The sequence below is a fragment of the Nocardioides sp. Leaf374 genome (genome assembly GCF_916862475.1).
GTDB classification, from domain to species: Bacteria; Actinomycetota; Actinomycetes; order Propionibacteriales; family Nocardioidaceae; genus Nocardioides; species Nocardioides kribbensis.
Window position 1 is genome coordinate 1 of record NZ_CAKASO010000061.1, and the last position, 14,807, is coordinate 14,807.

The following is a 14,807-nucleotide window of genomic DNA, read 5'->3' on the forward strand; positions in this document are numbered from 1 at the left end:
GAGCGTCAGAACCATGAACCTCACCACCACCTCGCACAAGCCCCGCACGAGCGGCATCCCGTGGCCGTGGGCGCGGCGCGCCCCGGCGTACCGTCTGGCCGGTGACCCGTGGCTGGGCTCGCTGTGGCGCCGCGAGCTCGCCGCCGCGGGCCGACCCCCGGGCGGGCGCGCGCCCGAGGTACTGGTGCTCGCCGGTCGGCTCTCGGTGGGCCTGGCTCACACCTGGACCGCCCGCAGCGCCGGGGTCGACGGGGCCCCGCCGTGGCCGCAGTGGCTCGCCGCCGCCACCGAGCGCCGCCACGTGCCGCGCCCCCTCGACGTCGCGGCCGTCGCCGACCGGTGGGCCGCGCGGGTGGGTCGCGAGCGCGTGCGTGTCGTGGTCGACCTCGACCGGCTGCCCGCCGTGGTCGACGCCCCGGTGCGCCTCCAGGCGCCCCGGCTCTCCGGTGACGCCGTCGAGCTCGTACGCCGGGTCGGCGTGGGGCTCGGGCTGCTCGTGCTGCCGCGGGCGCGCCAGGAGCTGCTGCGCGGGGTGCTCGTGCCGATGCTCCACGACCTCCCGGCCGCCACCGCCGGGCCCCGCCTCGTGGTGCCGCCGGAGCACCACCGGTGGGTGGCGCGACGCTCCGTGCAGGTGCGCGCCGCGGTCCTGCGCGCTGGCTACCCTGTGCTCGGCGACCCCGACGCGCTCGTCGACGCCCCCGACGCGCTCGCCGAGGCCGAAGGCGCCCCGCCGTCGGACGCCGCCGTGCTCGACCTCGCCGTGGCCCTGCTGCGGCGTCATGACGACCGCGGCGCCATCAGCCCTGCGACCCCGACGATCCCCACGACCCGAGAGGACGAGCGATGAGCCAGCGCGTCCTGCTCCACGTGGGCACCCCCAAGACCGGCACGTCGGGGCTGCAGGACGTGCTCTTCCGCAACCGCGAGCGGCTGCTGGAGCACGGCATCCTCTATCCCGCGGAGCGCTTCGACGCCCACTTCCTCGCCGCCCTCGACCTGATGCGGCTGCCGTGGGGCGGTCTGGAGACGGAGGCCTTCGGGGCCTGGGACGCCCTCGCCGCGCAGGTGCGCGCCCACGAGGGCACGGCGATCATCAGCCACGAGATCCTCGCGACCGCCTCGCGCTCGCAGGTCGGTCGTGCCCTGGAGTCGCTGGGCCACCGCGCCGACGGCACCGGCGCCGAGGTGCACGTCGTGCTCTCGGTGCGCGACCTGGTGCGCCAGGTGCCCGCGGAGTGGCAGGAGAACGTCAAGCACCGCAGCACCATCACCTTCGAGCGCTTCCTCGAGCAGCTGCGCGACCCGGCCCGCGAGAGCCGGATCGCCACCTGGTTCTGGGGCGTGCAGGAGATCCCCGACATCCTCGACCGCTGGGGCCACGCCCTGCCGCCCGAGCGGATCCACGTGGTCACGGTGCCGGCGCCGGGCGGCCCGCCCGACTTGCTGTGGCAGCGCTTCACCCGCGCCTTCGGCCTCGACGGCCTCGAGCTCGACCTCACCGTCGAGCGCGCCAACCCCTCACTCGGCGCGCCCGAGACCGCGCTGGTGCGGCGCATCAACCAGGCCGTCAACCAGCGCCTCGAGCCGGCCGACTACCGGCCGCTGGTGCGCGAGCTGCTGGCCCACCGCACCCTGTCGCAGCGCTCGCGCTCGCCCCGCCTGGCGCTGCCGCCCGACGTGCACCCGTGGGCCGCCGACCTGTGCGCGCGCTGGGTCGAGGAGGTCCGCGCGCGCGGCTACGACGTCGTCGGCGACCTCGAGGACCTGCGCGGACCGTCGGCCAGCACCGCCTGGGCCGACCCCGACGCGCCGTCGGAGACCCAGGTCGCGGGCGCCGCGGTCGACGCGATCGCGGCGCTGCTGCTCGACAACGCGAGGCTCAGCCACGAGGAGCAGCGCCTGCACGCCGAGCTGGCCGAGACCCGCGACGCCCTGCAGCGGTCCTACCTGCGCCCGTCGTACCGGCTGCGCGAGCGGGTCGTGGGCCGGCTCCAGGGCGGGCGGGGCGGCCGCGCGGCGCTGCGGGCCTACCGCGCGGTGCGGGGCAGGAGCTCGCGCTCGGCGTAGCGGCCGATCTTCCAGGTCGAGTAGCCGTCGGCGCCCATGCCGACGACGCCGCCCACCACGGGCACGCGGCGGCCCACGGTGACGGCCAGGCGCTTGCCCATGACCCGGGTGACCAGGTCGGAGGCGACCTCGGTGGAGACCGCGCGGTCGGTGTCGGGCGAGCCCGACGGGGCCGTGGCCAGCGCCATCGGCGGGGCGGGCAGCTTCTTGGCCTTGACCAGGGAGTTGACGGTGTCCTCGCCCATGAGGCAGGCCAGGATCGCGTTGCGCACGCGGGCGTCGTCGAGGTCGTAGCCCCGGAGGTGGGCGATGCCGGCGATCATGCGGCACTGCACGAGCGCGAGCCCGGTGATGTTGGTGGGGATGGTGACGGCCGCGGTGACGACGCCACCGATGTTGGTGAGGAAGCCCTGGGCCCCGGCGTAGCGCACGTGGTTCTCGATCACCTCGTGGATCGCCTTGTCGACGTCGCCCCCCTGCTCCTCCAGCTGCTTGTCGGCGGCCGCGGCGGCGGGCGGCAGCGGGCCGGCGCCGGCGATGGCGCGGGCCAGCGCCTCGCGCACGAAGGAGGTGGTCAGCCCGGGGGCCATGCCCGTCACCTTCGGGGCGATCTTGCGGGTCACGGTGCCGGTCAGGGTGCGTCGGGCGCTCATGACTTACAGCGTACGGGGGCTACGGTCGGCAGGTGCCCGTCGAGCCCCCGCCCAGCCCGTGGTCCTTCGGCGACCCGAGCCGCTTCCCCGACGACGACCTGGTCGGCATCGGCGCCGACCTCGAGCCCGGCACGCTGCTCGAGGCCTACCGCCAGGGTCTCTTCCCGATGCCCTCGGGCCACCGCGGCGACCCGATGTACTGGTTCTGCCCGCTCGAGCGGGGCGTGCTGCCGCTCGACGGACTGCGCGTCTCGCGCTCGCTGCGCCGCGCGACGCGCGACTTCGGGATCCGCGTCGACACCGCCTTCGCCGAGGTCCTCGACGCCTGCGCCGACCCCCGCCGCCCGGCGGGCTGGATCGACGGCGACATCCGCGCCGCCTACCTGCGCCTGCACGACCTGGGCTGGGCCCACTCGGTGGAGGCGTGGCAGGACGGGCGCCTCGTCGGAGGCCTGTACGGCGTGGCCAGCGGCGGGCTCTTCGCGGGGGAGTCGATGTTTCACCGCGTGCGCGACGCCTCCAAGGTCGCCCTGGTCGGTCTCGTCGACCTGCTCGCCGCCGACCTCGACGCCCACCCCGACCGGCTCCTCGACGTGCAGTGGAGCACCGAGCACCTGGCCAGCCTCGGCGTCGTCACCCTCAGCCGTGCCGACTACCTCGCCCGCCTCGCCCGCGCCCTGGAGTGCCCGCTGCCGGCGGCCTTCGGCGGCCCGGGCGCGCCCGGTCCGTCGTGACGCCGGTCGTGCCGGCGCGGTCGGGAAATCCTCGGGGTGGGAGGAGGCATGAACCGCGCGCGCTGGGGCAGGGTCAGCGTGCTCGGGCCCTCACGGGCGAGGACCACGCGGTCCCCGACGACCCCCTACCGACCCCCACGTCTGGAGATCGCATGTCCCTGACCCGCCTGCGCCGCGGAGCCGCTGCCGGCTCCCTCGTCCTCCTCGCCTCGATGGCCACCGCCTGCGGTGGCAGCGACGACGGGGCCTCGACCCCCGACGACGCCTCGTCGGACGACTTCTGCTCGACCTACTCCGAGATCATCAGCAGCACCGCCGACCAGGAGGAGCCCGACGCCGGCGCGATCAAGGACTTCGCCGACCAGCTGGCCGAGGTCGGCACCCCGGAGAACATCTCCGAGGACGGTCGCGAGGGCTTCGAGATCTTCATCGACACCATCAACGAGCTGCCCGACGACGCCTCCGCCGCCGAGATCGAGGACTTCGACCCCGACATCTCCGACGAGGACGACGCCAAGGTCGACGCCTTCTTCGAGTACACCGCGACCGAGTGCGCCGACGCCCTGGGCATCCCCTCCGACCTGCCCAGCGCCGAGGTGCCCGACGACTCCTCCAGCGAGTCCACCGAGTGACTCCCGCGGGTCGGGCCGCCGCGCCCCGACCCACCGCGGGCCCGTCCCGCACCGCTGCGCACCGGCGGGCGGTGACCCGACACGGGGTCGCCGCCCGCCGGTGTGCGGTCCGCACCCGCCCAGGCTGCTCTCAGGTGCGCGTGCCACGCTCGCACCCATGCTGCTCTCCCGCTCCGTCCGACCCGCCCGCCCCTCGGCCGCCCGCCCCACGCGCGGGCCCCGGCGTACGCCGCTGCTCGTGGCGGGCCTCGCGGTCTCGGCCCTCGCGCTCGTGGGCTGCGGGTCCGACGACTCCGAGTCGGCCTCCGACGCGGCCAGCCCGGCGGCGTCGAGCAGTGCCGCGGCGCCCGACCTCGGCGAGGCCCAGGGCCTCTGCGAGGCGCTGACCAGCGTCGACGGGCTCGACACCGGATCCGACGTCGCCACCTTCGCCGAGGCCCTGGGCTCCGCCGAGGTGCCCTCCGACGCCCCGGCCGACGCCGCCACCGGCTACGACGTCTACCTCGAAAAGCTGCAGGAGGTCGACCCCGACCTCACCGCCGAGGAGCTGGCCGCCGAGGGCGACTTCCAGCTGAGCAAGCAGGAGAAGACCCAGGTGGCGGCCTTCGTGGGCTATGTCAGCCAGGTCTGCGCCGGTGCCGCGGCCTCGGAGGCGCCGTCGGAGTCGCCGTCGGGGTCGACCGCCGAGTGAGGCCGGGGGGCCTCACGACGACCGGCCTCACGACGACCGGGCTCAGACGACCGGGCTCAGACGACCTGGGGCGGCTGGCCGGTCTCGCTGACCATGGGCCGGCCGGCGGCCTCCCAGTCGAGCATGCCGCCGTCGAGGTTGACGACGTCGTGACCCTGCTGGGCGAGGTAGCCGGTGGCCTGGGCCGAGCGGCCGCCGACCTTGCACACCACGAGCACCTGGCCCTCGGGCACGTCGGCGAGGCGCTGGGGCAGGTCCATGAGCGGGATGTGGACCGCGCCCTCGATGTGGCCGTGCTCCCACTCGACGGGCTCGCGCACGTCGAGCACCGCCAGCCCCTCGGGCAGGGGCTGCGGGACGCCGTCGACGGAGACGGTGGGGATGGCGGTCATGAGGGCCTCGATCCTGGTGCGGGGGTGCGTCGGGTCCGTGCTGGGGCTCGCCGGTCGTGCCGGGGCTCGCCGGGTCCGACGCTACTTGAGCAGCCGGCTCATCCGGCGGTCGGCCAGCGGCTTGCCGCCGGTCTGGCAGGTGGGGCAGTACTGCAGGCTGGAGTCGGCGAAGGAGACCTCGCGCACCGTGTCGCCGCAGACCGGGCAGGCCTCGCCGGCGCGGCCGTGGACGGCGAGGTGGGACTTCTTCTCGCCCTTCAGCTCGCTGGCGGCCAGGCCGCGGGAGCGCTCGACGGCGTCGCCGACGGTGCGGCGCAGGGCGGCGTACAGGGTGGCGAGCTCGTCGTCGGTGAGGCTGTTGGCCGGCTTGTAGGGCGACATCCGCGCGGCGTGGAGGATCTCGTCGGAGTAGGCGTTGCCGATGCCGGCGATGGTGCCCTGGTGGCGCAGCACCCCCTTGACCTGCTTGCGGCCCTCGCGCTGCAGGATCGCGCCGAGGACGTCGACGGTGAAGCCGTCCTCGAGGGGGTCGGGGCCCAGGCTCGCGATGCCAGGCACGTCGTGGGGGTCGCGCACGACGTACATCGCCAGGCTCTTGCGGGTGCCGGCCTCGGTGACGTCGAGACCGGTGCCGTCGTCGAGCTCGATGCGCACCGCCAGCGTCGACTTGCTGCTCGGCTTCGGCGGCACCATCGGCAGCTCCTCACGCCAGCGCACCCAGCCCGCCCGGGCGAGGTGGAGCACGAGGTGGACCCCCGAGGCGTCGATGTCGAGGAACTTGCCGTGGCGGGTCACGTCGTCGACCAGCGTGCCCTCCAGCGCCGACAGCGGCGGGTCGAAGGTCTTCAGGGCGCTGAACGCCGCCACGTGGACCTTGACGATCGCACGTCCGTCGAGCCGGCCCCTGAGGTCCAGGGCCAGCGCCTCCACCTCGGGTAGCTCGGGCACGTCGCCGAGTCTAGGGGGGTGGGTGCGCCCGACCGGCGGGTTTCACCGGCCGGCTGGCGAAACCCGCACCTGTCGGCCCTCGCACGGGCCGACAGGTGCGGGTCCGGGCCGACAGGCTCGGGTACGCCGCAGTCCCGGGGTCGCAGGCGTGCGGACCGACCCGGTGACAGACGGGCGCGGGCGGAGCATCATGGGCAGATGTCACGCGTGCGCACGCTGCCCGAGACGGGGTCGATCCACCTCGACGCCCGCGGCGACGACCGCGCGCTGCGGGTCTCCTGGCACCCCGAGGCCGAGGTCGTCGTGCTGTCGCTGTGGCGCGACAACGTCTGCGCCGGGTCCTTCCGGCTCAGCGTCGACGAGGTGCCCGAGATGATCGAGGTGCTGCGCCGCGGCCTCGACCAGGCCTACGACGCAGCGCGCGCCCGCCGCCACGCGGCCCGGGCCGAGCCGGCCTGAGGGTGCTGGCCGGTCCGGGAGCCCGGGCCGCGCGGGTGCGGGTCGTCCGCGACCGCGGGCGGTCGCGGGGTGCGCTCAGCCGGCCAGGTGGGCCAGCCGGTCGAGCTCGGCGTCGGTGAGGTCGACGAAGGCGTCGTCGCGCAGCACCGAGAGCGAGCCGTCGTCGATGCGGAAGAACAGCCCGACGAGCCGCACCCGCTCGAGCCGCTCGGCGCCGAGCACCTCGCGCAGCCGGTCGAGGGTGACCGCGACGTTGACCTGGGCGAGCTGGTCGACCTCGCCGTCGCCGGCGGCCGCCGCCGACGCGCCCACCGGGTGCTGGGCCCGCCAGGCCGACACCGAGGGTGCGGCGTGGCGCAGCCAGCGGTCGACCGGGTCGCTGGCGTCGGCGCCCGCAGCCCCCGCGGCCGGGCCGGCGGCCTCGTCGGAGGCGACCGCGGCGGTCATCGCGCCGCAGCCGGAGTGACCGCAGACGACGACGACCTCGACGCCGAGCTGGTCGACGGCGTAGAGCACCGGCGCGGAGACCGCGCCGTCGTCGTCGCCGTCGGCGGGGGCGAGGTTGCCCATGGTGCGGATGGTGAAGAGGTCGCCGGGCCCGCTGCTGGTGAGCTGGTTGGGCACCAGCCGCGAGTCGACGCAGCCCAGGAAGGCGGCGCGGGGGGCCTGGCTCTCGCGCAGCTCGTCGTAGACCGGCTGGAGCGAGGCCGAGGTGCGGCGGTGGTACTCGCGCACGCCGACCGCCAGCGGGTGGGCCGGGGTGGTGGTGCCGAGCTCGGCGCCGCCGTTCTGCCACGCGCCCCAGGGCAGCCAGGCGCGGGGTGAGACGGGCCGCGACTTGGCGGCGCGCTCGGCGGCCGCCTCCTCGCCGGCCGGGCCGGAGTGCTCGACGACGACCTGGCCGCCCTGCGCCTCGTAGCGGCTGCGCCAGTCGTCGATCTGGTCGCGGGCCGCGGGGTCGAGGTAGTCGACGAGCAGGTCGACCTCGACCACCTGGCCCTTGGGCACGGTGGCGAGCCGCCGGGCCAGCACGGGCAGGGCGAGGAACGACACGCTGCCGTGGACCTCGACGACCCACAGGGCCCGCCCGTCGGGGGCGGGGCCGGCCTCGCGCACGTCGACCTTGACCTGGGCGGTGCGCCAGAGGGTGAGCAGCAGGGCGCCGACCAGGCCGATGAGCACGCCCTCGACCAGGTTGAGCGCGAGGACGCCGACCACGGTGGCGACGTAGATCCACAGCTCGCCGCGGGCGCGGGAGCGGCGTACGTCGGCCGGCTTGACCAGCCCGGTGCCCATGACCAGCAGCAGGCCGGCGAGCGCGGCCAGCGGGATCTGCTCGACCAGGCCGACCAGCAGCAGGGCGAAGACGAGCACCCACACGCCGTGCAGGATCGCGGAGGCGCGGGTGCGGGCGCCGGCGGCGACGTTGGTGGCGCTGCGCACGATGACGCCGGTGACGGGCAGGCCGCCCAGCGCGCCGGAGGCGGTGTTGGCGACGCCCTGGCCGACCAGCTCGCGGTCGAGGCGGGCGCGGGGCCCGTCGTGGAGCTTGTCGATGGCCACCGCCGAGAGCAGGCTCTCGACCGAGGCGATGAGGGCGACCGTGAGCACGGCGCCGGCCACGGCCAGGGGCGTGCCCTCGGGCATGGCGACGGTGCCGATCTGGTCGAGCAGCGCGCCGCCGAGGTCGACGCGCTCGGCGTCGGGCAGCCAGGCGGCGGCCATCAGGGTCAGCAGCGTGACGGCGACGAGCGGGCCGGGCACCGCCCTGACCCGGGCGGGCATCCGCGGCCAGAGCAGCAGGATCACCACGACGCCGGTGGCCGCGAGCAGGGCGTGGGAGTCGGGGGAGAGCAGCGACGAGCCGATGGATTGCAGGTTGGCCCAGGCCGAGGGCTGCGAGGTCGAGCCGAGGGCGACGTTGAGCTGGCCCAGCACGATCGAGATGCCGATGCCGGCCAGCATGGCGGCGACCACGGTGGGCGAGATGGCCAGGGCGTAGCGGCCCAGGCGGGTGGCGCCGAGCACGAGCTGGAGCAGGCCGGCCATGGCGGTGATCGCGCAGGTGGCCTCCCAGCCGAACTCGGCGACGACCTCGGCGACGACGACGGTCAGCCCGGCCGCCGGTCCGCTCACCTGGAGCGGTGCGCCACCGACGATGCCGGCGAGGATCCCGCCGACGGCGGCGGCGATGAGGCCGGCGGCGACGGGGGCGCCGGAGGCTACGGCGATGCCGAGCGAGAGCGGTACGGCGACGAGGAAGACCACCAGCGAGGCCGGCACGTCGAAGCGGGCGTCGCGCCGGGCCCAGCCGGTCAGCGAGCGGCCCAGGTCGCGGGGGGAGGGCAGGCCTCCGGGTGGTCCGGACCCGGCGGGGGAGCCGGGGGAGCCGGCGGAGGAGGCGGAGTGGGCAGCGGGGGGTGCGTGCGTGTGGGTCACCGAGAATTCCCTGGGATCGACGGAGTGTGCGGTCTGTGGGGGAAGGGCGAGAGTAGGCAGACGCCTGGGCGCGACACCCGGTCGTGTGACCGGGATCCCGGTGGTCGTAAGAGGATTCTCATCCCCGTCTCAGACGGGGCTCGTGAGGCGGGTGTGGCCGTTGGGACTCGCTCGCGCTCTCTGGGCGCGTCTAGGGCTGGCCCGAGACACCGCGATAGTCGGGTAGGGCGGCGCGCGGACGGGGCGCGGGCGGGGGCGGGCGGCGCACGGGCAGCCGACGGCGGACGGAGGAGGAGGGGAGCGGACGAGGGCGGAGGCCGCGGAGCGCGCGGTCCGGTCCCGCGCGTCGTCTACGACTGACACTAGAGAGGCGGATACGGTCCTGTCATGGACCCGATCCGCAACCCCTACGCGCCCGGCGCCGGCCAGCGCCCGCCCGAGCTGGCCGGTCGCGACGAGGAGCTGGCGACCTTCGAGGTGGTGCTCGAGCGCGTCGCGCGCGGTCGGCCCGAGCGCTCGCTGGTGCTCACCGGGCTGCGCGGGGTGGGCAAGACGGTGCTGCTCAACGCGCTGCGCTCCGCGGCGGTGCGCCGCGGCTGGGGCACCGGCAAGCTCGAGGCCCGCCCCGACCAGCGGCTGCGCCGGCCGCTGTCGTCGGCGCTGCACCAGGCGGTGCGCGAGCTCGGCGTACCCGGGCCTGGTGGTGGGCCTGGTGGTGGGCCCGGTGGTGGACCTGGTGGTGGGTCGGGGTCGGGGGAGGAGCAGGTCGACCACGTGCTGGGCGTGCTGCGCTCCTTCGCCCAGCGCGACGCCGGCGCCGACGCGCGCCTCAAGGACCGGTGGAGCCCGGGCATCGACGCCCCGGCCGTGCGCGGGCGGGCCGACTCCGGCGACATCGAGATCGACCTGGTCGAGCTGCTCACCGACGTCGGCGGGCTGGCCGCCGACGCGGGCAAGGGGGTCGCGGTCTTCATCGACGAGATGCAGGACCTCGGCCCCGACGACGTCTCCGCGCTGTGCGCGGCGTGCCACGAGATCAGCCAGTCGGGCCTGCCGCTGATCGTGGTCGGCGCGGGGCTGCCGCACCTGCCCGCGGTGCTCTCGGCGAGCAAGTCCTACTCCGAGCGGCTCTTCCGCTACGCCCGCATCGACCGGCTCACCCGGGAGGCCGCCGACCGCGCACTGAGCGCCCCGGCCACCGACGAGGACGCGGCGTTCACCGAGGCGGGGCTGGCGGCGATGTACGACGCGACCGGCGGCTACCCCTACTTCATCCAGGCCTACGGCAAGACCGTCTGGGACGTCGCGCCCCGCTCGCCGATCACCGAGGACGACGTGGCCGTGGCCGCCCCCGAGGCCGAGCGCGAGCTGGCCGTCGGCTTCTTCGGCAGTCGCTACGAGCGCGCGACCCCGGCGGAGCGGGAGTACCTGCGCGGCATGGCCGACGCCGCCGTCGCCCTGGCCGCCGGCGGCACCGACGTCGACGCGGTCGGCTCGGTGGCCACCGCCAACGTCGCCGCCACCCTGGGCAAGAAGCCGCAGTCGCTCTCCCCGGCGCGCGACGCGCTGATGAAGAAGGGCCTGGTCTACTCCGGCGAGCGGGGCCGGATCGCCTTCACCGTGCCCCACTTCGGGCGCTACCTGCGCGAGCAGGCCTGACCCGTGCGCCCCCGGTGGCGTGGCGGCGACGCGCGCGGGTCGGTGCGGGGTCGGGCGCGGGGTCAGGCGCGGGTTCAGGCGCGGCGTACGACGACCCGCGGCGGCTCGCGCAGCGACCGCCCCACGACGCAGTAGCGCTCGGTGGTCGCGGCCAACCGCGCCAGCTGCTCCTCGTCGACGCCTGAGTCCTCGGGCAGGGTGAGGTCGAAGGTCACGACGACGTCGGTGACCCCGACCGGGGCCTCGCGGTCGACGCCGAGGGTGCCCCGGGCGTCGAAGACGGCCTCCGCGGTGCCGGTGGCGGCGAGCACGTCGACGCCGCTGGCCAGCGCGACGCTGCGCAGGGTCACCCCGGCGCAGGCGAGCAGCGCCTCGAGCAGCATGTCGCCGGAGCAGGCGTCGCTGCCGTCGCCGCCGGTGGCCTCGTGCAGCCCGGCCCGCGCGGGGCCGGCCCAGGTGTCGACGGTCGCGGTGACCCCGGGGTCGGCGAAGCCGGCGCGGGCCCGCAGCGGGGTGCGGGCGCTGGCGGGGTCGTCGCGGTAGCGCTGCTTGAGCGGCGCCTGGGCCGCGCGCACCTGCGCGCGCAGGTCGGAGGGCCCTGGCCCGGTCGAGGGCCCGGTCGAGGGCCCGGTCGAGGGCCCGGTCGAGGGCGAGGTCGGGGGTGCGGTCATGGCGCCAGTCTGCGCGGCTCGACGGGCCCGCGGACCGTCCGGTCGGACGGGGCGAGACCGGCCCGACACGCGATCGTCACCCGCGCGGGCGCGGGCAGGAGCACACTGGGTCGATGAGGTCCGGCGCACGACGCCCCGACGCTCCGCACGGCCCCCGGGCCGAGCCGGCAGCGGCTGCGGCCGGCGCGCTCCCGCAGGTCGTGGCGCACCGGGGGGCCAGCCACGAGAACGCCGAGCACACGCTGGGGGCCTACGTCGCGGCGCTCGACGACGGTGCCGCCGCGCTGGAGTGCGACGTACGCCTGACCGCCGACGGGCACCTGGTCTGCGTGCACGACCGCACGCTGCGACGCACCGCGAGCGCCGAGGGGTCGGTCTCCACCATGGAGCTGGCCCAGCTCTCCCAGCTCGACTTCGCCTCCTGGAAGCACCCGTGGGCCGACCTCGACGACGAGGCGCCCGAGCGCGACCCCGCCCACGACACCGTGCTGACCCTGCGCCGGCTGTGCGAGGTGGCCGCCGACTACGACCGGCGGGTGGAGCTGGCGATCGAGACCAAGCACCCCACGAGGTACGGCGGGCTGGTGGAGCGCCGGCTCGTCGACGTGCTGCGCGACTTCGGGTGGGACCGCCCGGGCACCCCGGCGCGGGTGATGAGCTTCTCCCACACCGCCCTGCAGCGCGTGGAGCGGCTCGCACCCGCCGTGCCGCTGGTGATGCTGCTCGACAAGGCCGCGCTCTGGCCCATGGTGCACCGCGTGATCGGCCCCGACTGGCGGGTCGGGCCCGGCGTCGAGGTGCTCGCCGGGCACCCGCGGCTCGGCCCGCGGATCACGGCCTCGGGGCGGCGGATGCACGTGTGGACTGTCAACACCCGCGACCAGCTCGACCTGTGCGTGCGGCTCGGGGTGGAGGCGGTCATCACCGACCGGCCGGCCTACCTGCTCGACCTGCTCGAGGCGCGGGGACGCACCGGCGCCGACGGGTCGGGGGGCGGCGTATAGGTTCACGCCCATGGCGAAGAAGTCCCGCACCAAGGCCCGTAAGACCACCACCCCCGGCGAGGTCGGCCCGCGCCAGCCCTGCCCCTGCGGCTCCGGCAAGCGCTACAAGGCCTGCCACGGCGCCCCCGGCGGCCCCGCGGCGACCTTCGTCAACCGCCCCTTCGAGGGCCTGCCCTCGGAGTGCGACGTCATCGCGCTGCGCGAGCTCGTGCCCGCCGGCACCGCCCCGCTGACCCTCAAGGACGGCGTCACCGGCTCCGGGCGCGCCGTCACGCTCTGCTCGCTGCTGCCGATGGCCGCGCCCGCCATGGTGCGCGACTCCGGCGAGGTGTGGCTGGGCCTGCAGGTGCAGCACAACTTCGGCGACCCCGCCCGCGACCTCGGCGCCGTGCTCACCAAGGCCCTCGAGCAGGCCGAGCGCGGCGAGGCCGGCATCGTCGGGCTCACCGGCGACCCCGGCGAGGGCCCCCGCCTGCAGGACCTCGTCGAGGGCGGCACGCTCGACGTCACCGTGCACGAGGGCTTCGACTACTGGATCGCCGACGTCGACGACCGCGACGGCATGGCCGCCGCGCTGGAGCAGGCCAACGAGGCCGCCGCCCCGACGGCCAGGCTGACCTCGGTGGAGTCGGCGTACTGGACCAACGTCGGCACCAAGGAGCACCTGCGCTGGGTCATGCCCGAGCCCGAGGACCGGCTGCTCGACGCCCTCGCCCGCCTCCACGCCGCCGGCAAGGACGACATCGCCCCCGGCTCGCGCCTGGTCGGCATGTTCCGCGCCCACGGCCTGCTCGCCCCCGTCTGGGACCTCCCCGTCGGCACCGGCCCCGAGGCGCTCGAGGAGCCGGCCGCGCAGTACGCCGCCGACCTCGCCGCCGCCCTCGCCGACGACGCGCCCCTCACCCCCGAGGAGCGCTCGGCCCGCAACGGCCTGGCCAACCGGCAGCTGACCATCCGCTGAGGGCTGGGCCGGCTCGGCGGGTTTCACCGGCCGGCTGGTGAGACCCGCACCTGTCGGCCCACGCGTCGGCCGACAGGTGCGGGTGCGGGCCGACAGGTGTGACCCGTGGGGCCGGTGTGACCGGTCGGCGAGGTCGGCGAGGCGTCAGTCGAGCCGGCGCAGCAGCCGCCCGCCCGGCGTCAGCCGGAGGTACGCCGCGAGCGCCCGCGACCGGCCACGGCGAGGCGTCGGGCCACGGCGTGAGCCCGCGGTCAGCGGGGCCGCACGACGTAGGCGGGCAGGCGGGAGTAGCCCTTCACCGAGACCCGCCGCAGCCGCTTGAAGCGGTACGCCGCCGCCCCGTCGCCCGCCGGTCCGTCGCCCGCCGGTCCGGTGCCGGCGGGCCCGGCGCCCGCGTCGTTGTCGCCGTCGGCGTCGGGTCGCTCGCCGCGCCCGTGCTCGGCGCCGCCACCGCCGTCGCGGTCGTCGGGCTCGCTCCGGTCGGCGCCGGTGAGCACGTCGTGGGCGCCGCGGTCGACGAGCACGGCGCCGGGTCGGGCGACGGAGGTCAGCCGGGAGGCGACGTTGACGGTGGGCCCGAAGACGTCGCCGAGGCGGCTGACGACGTCGCCGTGGGCGACACCGGCGCGCACGGCGGGGAAGTCGTCGTGCTCGTCCTCGCCGCGGGCGGCCATGGCGAGGGCGACGTCGACGGTGGCGGCGACGTCGTCGGCGACGAAGAGCACCTCGTCGCCGATGTTCTTGATCACCCGGCCGCCGGCCTGCACGACGAGGTCGGAGACGGCGGCCTCGAAGCCCTCCAGCCACGCGACCAGCTCGGCGTCGCCGAGGGACTTGGAGCGCGAGGTGTAGCCGACGATGTCGACGAAGCAGACCGCCATCGCGGAGGTCTGGGTGCCGGCGGCACCGGTGGTGTCGACGGCGAGCAGGCGGCTGGTGGCCGTGGCCAGGTGGCGGCGCCACACGTAGGACTGCAGGTGCTCGACCCGCTCGAGCGCCTCGGTGGCGAGCACGGCGAGGGTCTCGGCGGGGTCGCGCCCGCCGGGCCCGCCCTCACCGCCGACCGCCCGCGCCGACTCCAGGGTCACGTCGGCCAGCAGCGCGGCCTGCCACTCCGCGAGGCGGGCGTAGCTGCGGCCCCAGGTGCGCACCAGGGCCGACTGGCGCTCGGGGCTCAGCACCCCCAGGCGCACCAGGTCGCTGCTCCACCGCAGCGCCTGCACGTCGGCGGCGGTGAAGGCCACGTCGTCGTCACCGGCGGTCGGGAAGCCCAGCAGCCGCCACAGCTCCTCGGCCAGCTCCGAGGGCACACCGGCCCGCTCCGCGACCTGGCGCCGGGTCAGGCTCGGTGGCTCGCCGAGCAGGTAGGTCTCCAGGGGGGCCAGGGCCGCGGCCAGCACCGCCGGGTCGACGTCGCGTGCCTCTCCCGAGCCCTCGCCCGCCGCGCCGTCAGCCGGGCCGTCAGCCGGGCCGCCGGCCGCGTCGCTGCCGCCC

General features: G+C 76.1%; 15 protein-coding genes. 9 read left to right on the plus strand and 6 right to left on the minus strand.

The window, feature by feature from the left end:
* The first annotated feature begins 13 nt into the window (after positions 1 to 13).
* Both LPA27_RS18265 and LPA27_RS18270 read left to right on the plus strand, forming a co-directional pair.
* Positions 14 to 850, plus strand: a complete 837-nt coding sequence (locus LPA27_RS18265) for a hypothetical protein (protein ID WP_228943350.1) — start codon at positions 14 to 16, stop codon at positions 848 to 850.
* Positions 847 to 2,070 carry a hypothetical protein gene (locus LPA27_RS18270; protein WP_228943351.1) on the plus strand — a complete coding sequence of 408 codons (1,224 nt, stop codon included), beginning with the start codon at positions 847 to 849 and terminating at the stop codon, positions 2,068 to 2,070. Before LPA27_RS18265 ends, LPA27_RS18270 begins: the two co-directional genes overlap by 4 nt.
* On the opposite strand, the gene LPA27_RS18275 is transcribed toward LPA27_RS18270, so the two are convergent.
* Positions 2,031 to 2,723 (minus strand): EcsC family protein, encoded by a 693-nt coding sequence (locus LPA27_RS18275; protein WP_082500454.1) that lies wholly within the window; start codon positions 2,721 to 2,723, stop codon positions 2,031 to 2,033. The two genes, LPA27_RS18270 and LPA27_RS18275, sit on opposite strands and share 40 nt — an antisense overlap.
* A 32-nt stretch (positions 2,724 to 2,755) precedes the next feature.
* On the opposite strand from LPA27_RS18275, the gene aat reads away from it, so the two are divergent.
* From aat to LPA27_RS18290, 3 genes are all read left to right on the plus strand, one after another.
* The gene (gene aat, locus LPA27_RS18280; RefSeq protein ID WP_228943352.1) at positions 2,756 to 3,457 is read left to right on the plus strand and encodes a leucyl/phenylalanyl-tRNA--protein transferase; all 702 of its coding nucleotides are present in this window, start codon (positions 2,756 to 2,758) and stop codon (positions 3,455 to 3,457) included.
* A gap of 152 nt (positions 3,458 to 3,609) precedes the next feature.
* Positions 3,610 to 4,089, plus strand: a complete 480-nt coding sequence (locus tag LPA27_RS18285) for a hypothetical protein (RefSeq protein ID WP_056865165.1) — start codon at positions 3,610 to 3,612, stop codon at positions 4,087 to 4,089.
* A gap of 157 nt (positions 4,090 to 4,246) precedes the next feature.
* The gene (locus LPA27_RS18290; protein WP_228943353.1) at positions 4,247 to 4,780 is read left to right on the plus strand and encodes a hypothetical protein; all 534 of its coding nucleotides are present in this window, start codon (positions 4,247 to 4,249) and stop codon (positions 4,778 to 4,780) included.
* Positions 4,781 to 4,836: 56 nt separating this feature from the next.
* Here the strand turns inward: LPA27_RS18290 and LPA27_RS18295 are convergent, their stop codons facing one another.
* Positions 4,837 to 5,172, minus strand: coding sequence for a rhodanese-like domain-containing protein (locus tag LPA27_RS18295; RefSeq protein WP_056865167.1), 336 nt, complete (start codon positions 5,170 to 5,172; stop codon positions 4,837 to 4,839).
* A gap of 81 nt (positions 5,173 to 5,253) precedes the next feature.
* On the minus strand, positions 5,254 to 6,120 hold the full coding sequence (locus LPA27_RS18300; protein WP_056865178.1) for an Fpg/Nei family DNA glycosylase: 867 nt from the start codon (positions 6,118 to 6,120) through the stop codon (positions 5,254 to 5,256).
* 198 nt (positions 6,121 to 6,318) lie between these two features.
* Between LPA27_RS18300 and LPA27_RS18305 the strand changes: the two genes are divergently transcribed.
* A complete protein-coding gene (locus LPA27_RS18305) occupies positions 6,319 to 6,579 on the plus strand; it encodes a hypothetical protein (RefSeq protein ID WP_056905077.1) in 261 nt (86 codons plus the stop codon).
* Between the two features lie 75 nt (positions 6,580 to 6,654).
* Here LPA27_RS18305 and LPA27_RS18310 read toward each other — a convergent pair whose 3' ends face one another.
* Complete coding sequence (locus LPA27_RS18310) at positions 6,655 to 9,018, minus strand: SulP family inorganic anion transporter (RefSeq protein WP_228943354.1); 2,364 nt, start codon at positions 9,016 to 9,018, stop codon at positions 6,655 to 6,657.
* A gap of 387 nt (positions 9,019 to 9,405) precedes the next feature.
* On the opposite strand from LPA27_RS18310, the gene LPA27_RS18315 reads away from it, so the two are divergent.
* Positions 9,406 to 10,677: an ATP-binding protein gene (locus LPA27_RS18315; RefSeq protein WP_228943355.1), complete on the plus strand. Its 1,272-nt coding sequence runs from the start codon at positions 9,406 to 9,408 to the stop codon at positions 10,675 to 10,677.
* A gap of 74 nt (positions 10,678 to 10,751) precedes the next feature.
* On the opposite strand, the gene LPA27_RS18320 is transcribed toward LPA27_RS18315, so the two are convergent.
* Positions 10,752 to 11,348 (minus strand): OsmC family protein, encoded by a 597-nt coding sequence (locus LPA27_RS18320; RefSeq protein ID WP_228943356.1) that lies wholly within the window; start codon positions 11,346 to 11,348, stop codon positions 10,752 to 10,754.
* Between the two features lie 113 nt (positions 11,349 to 11,461).
* Here LPA27_RS18320 and LPA27_RS18325 point away from each other — a divergent pair, with 113 nt between their 5' ends.
* The gene (locus LPA27_RS18325; protein ID WP_228943357.1) at positions 11,462 to 12,352 is read left to right on the plus strand and encodes a glycerophosphodiester phosphodiesterase family protein; all 891 of its coding nucleotides are present in this window, start codon (positions 11,462 to 11,464) and stop codon (positions 12,350 to 12,352) included.
* Positions 12,353 to 12,362: 10 nt separating this feature from the next.
* Positions 12,363 to 13,313, plus strand: coding sequence for a DUF5926 family protein (locus LPA27_RS18330; protein WP_228943358.1), 951 nt, complete (start codon positions 12,363 to 12,365; stop codon positions 13,311 to 13,313).
* A 251-nt stretch (positions 13,314 to 13,564) separates the two neighbouring features.
* Here LPA27_RS18330 and LPA27_RS18335 read toward each other — a convergent pair.
* Positions 13,565 to 14,807 (minus strand): adenylate/guanylate cyclase domain-containing protein (locus LPA27_RS18335; protein WP_324251279.1); only part of this gene is annotated, 1,243 nt, incomplete at its 5' end.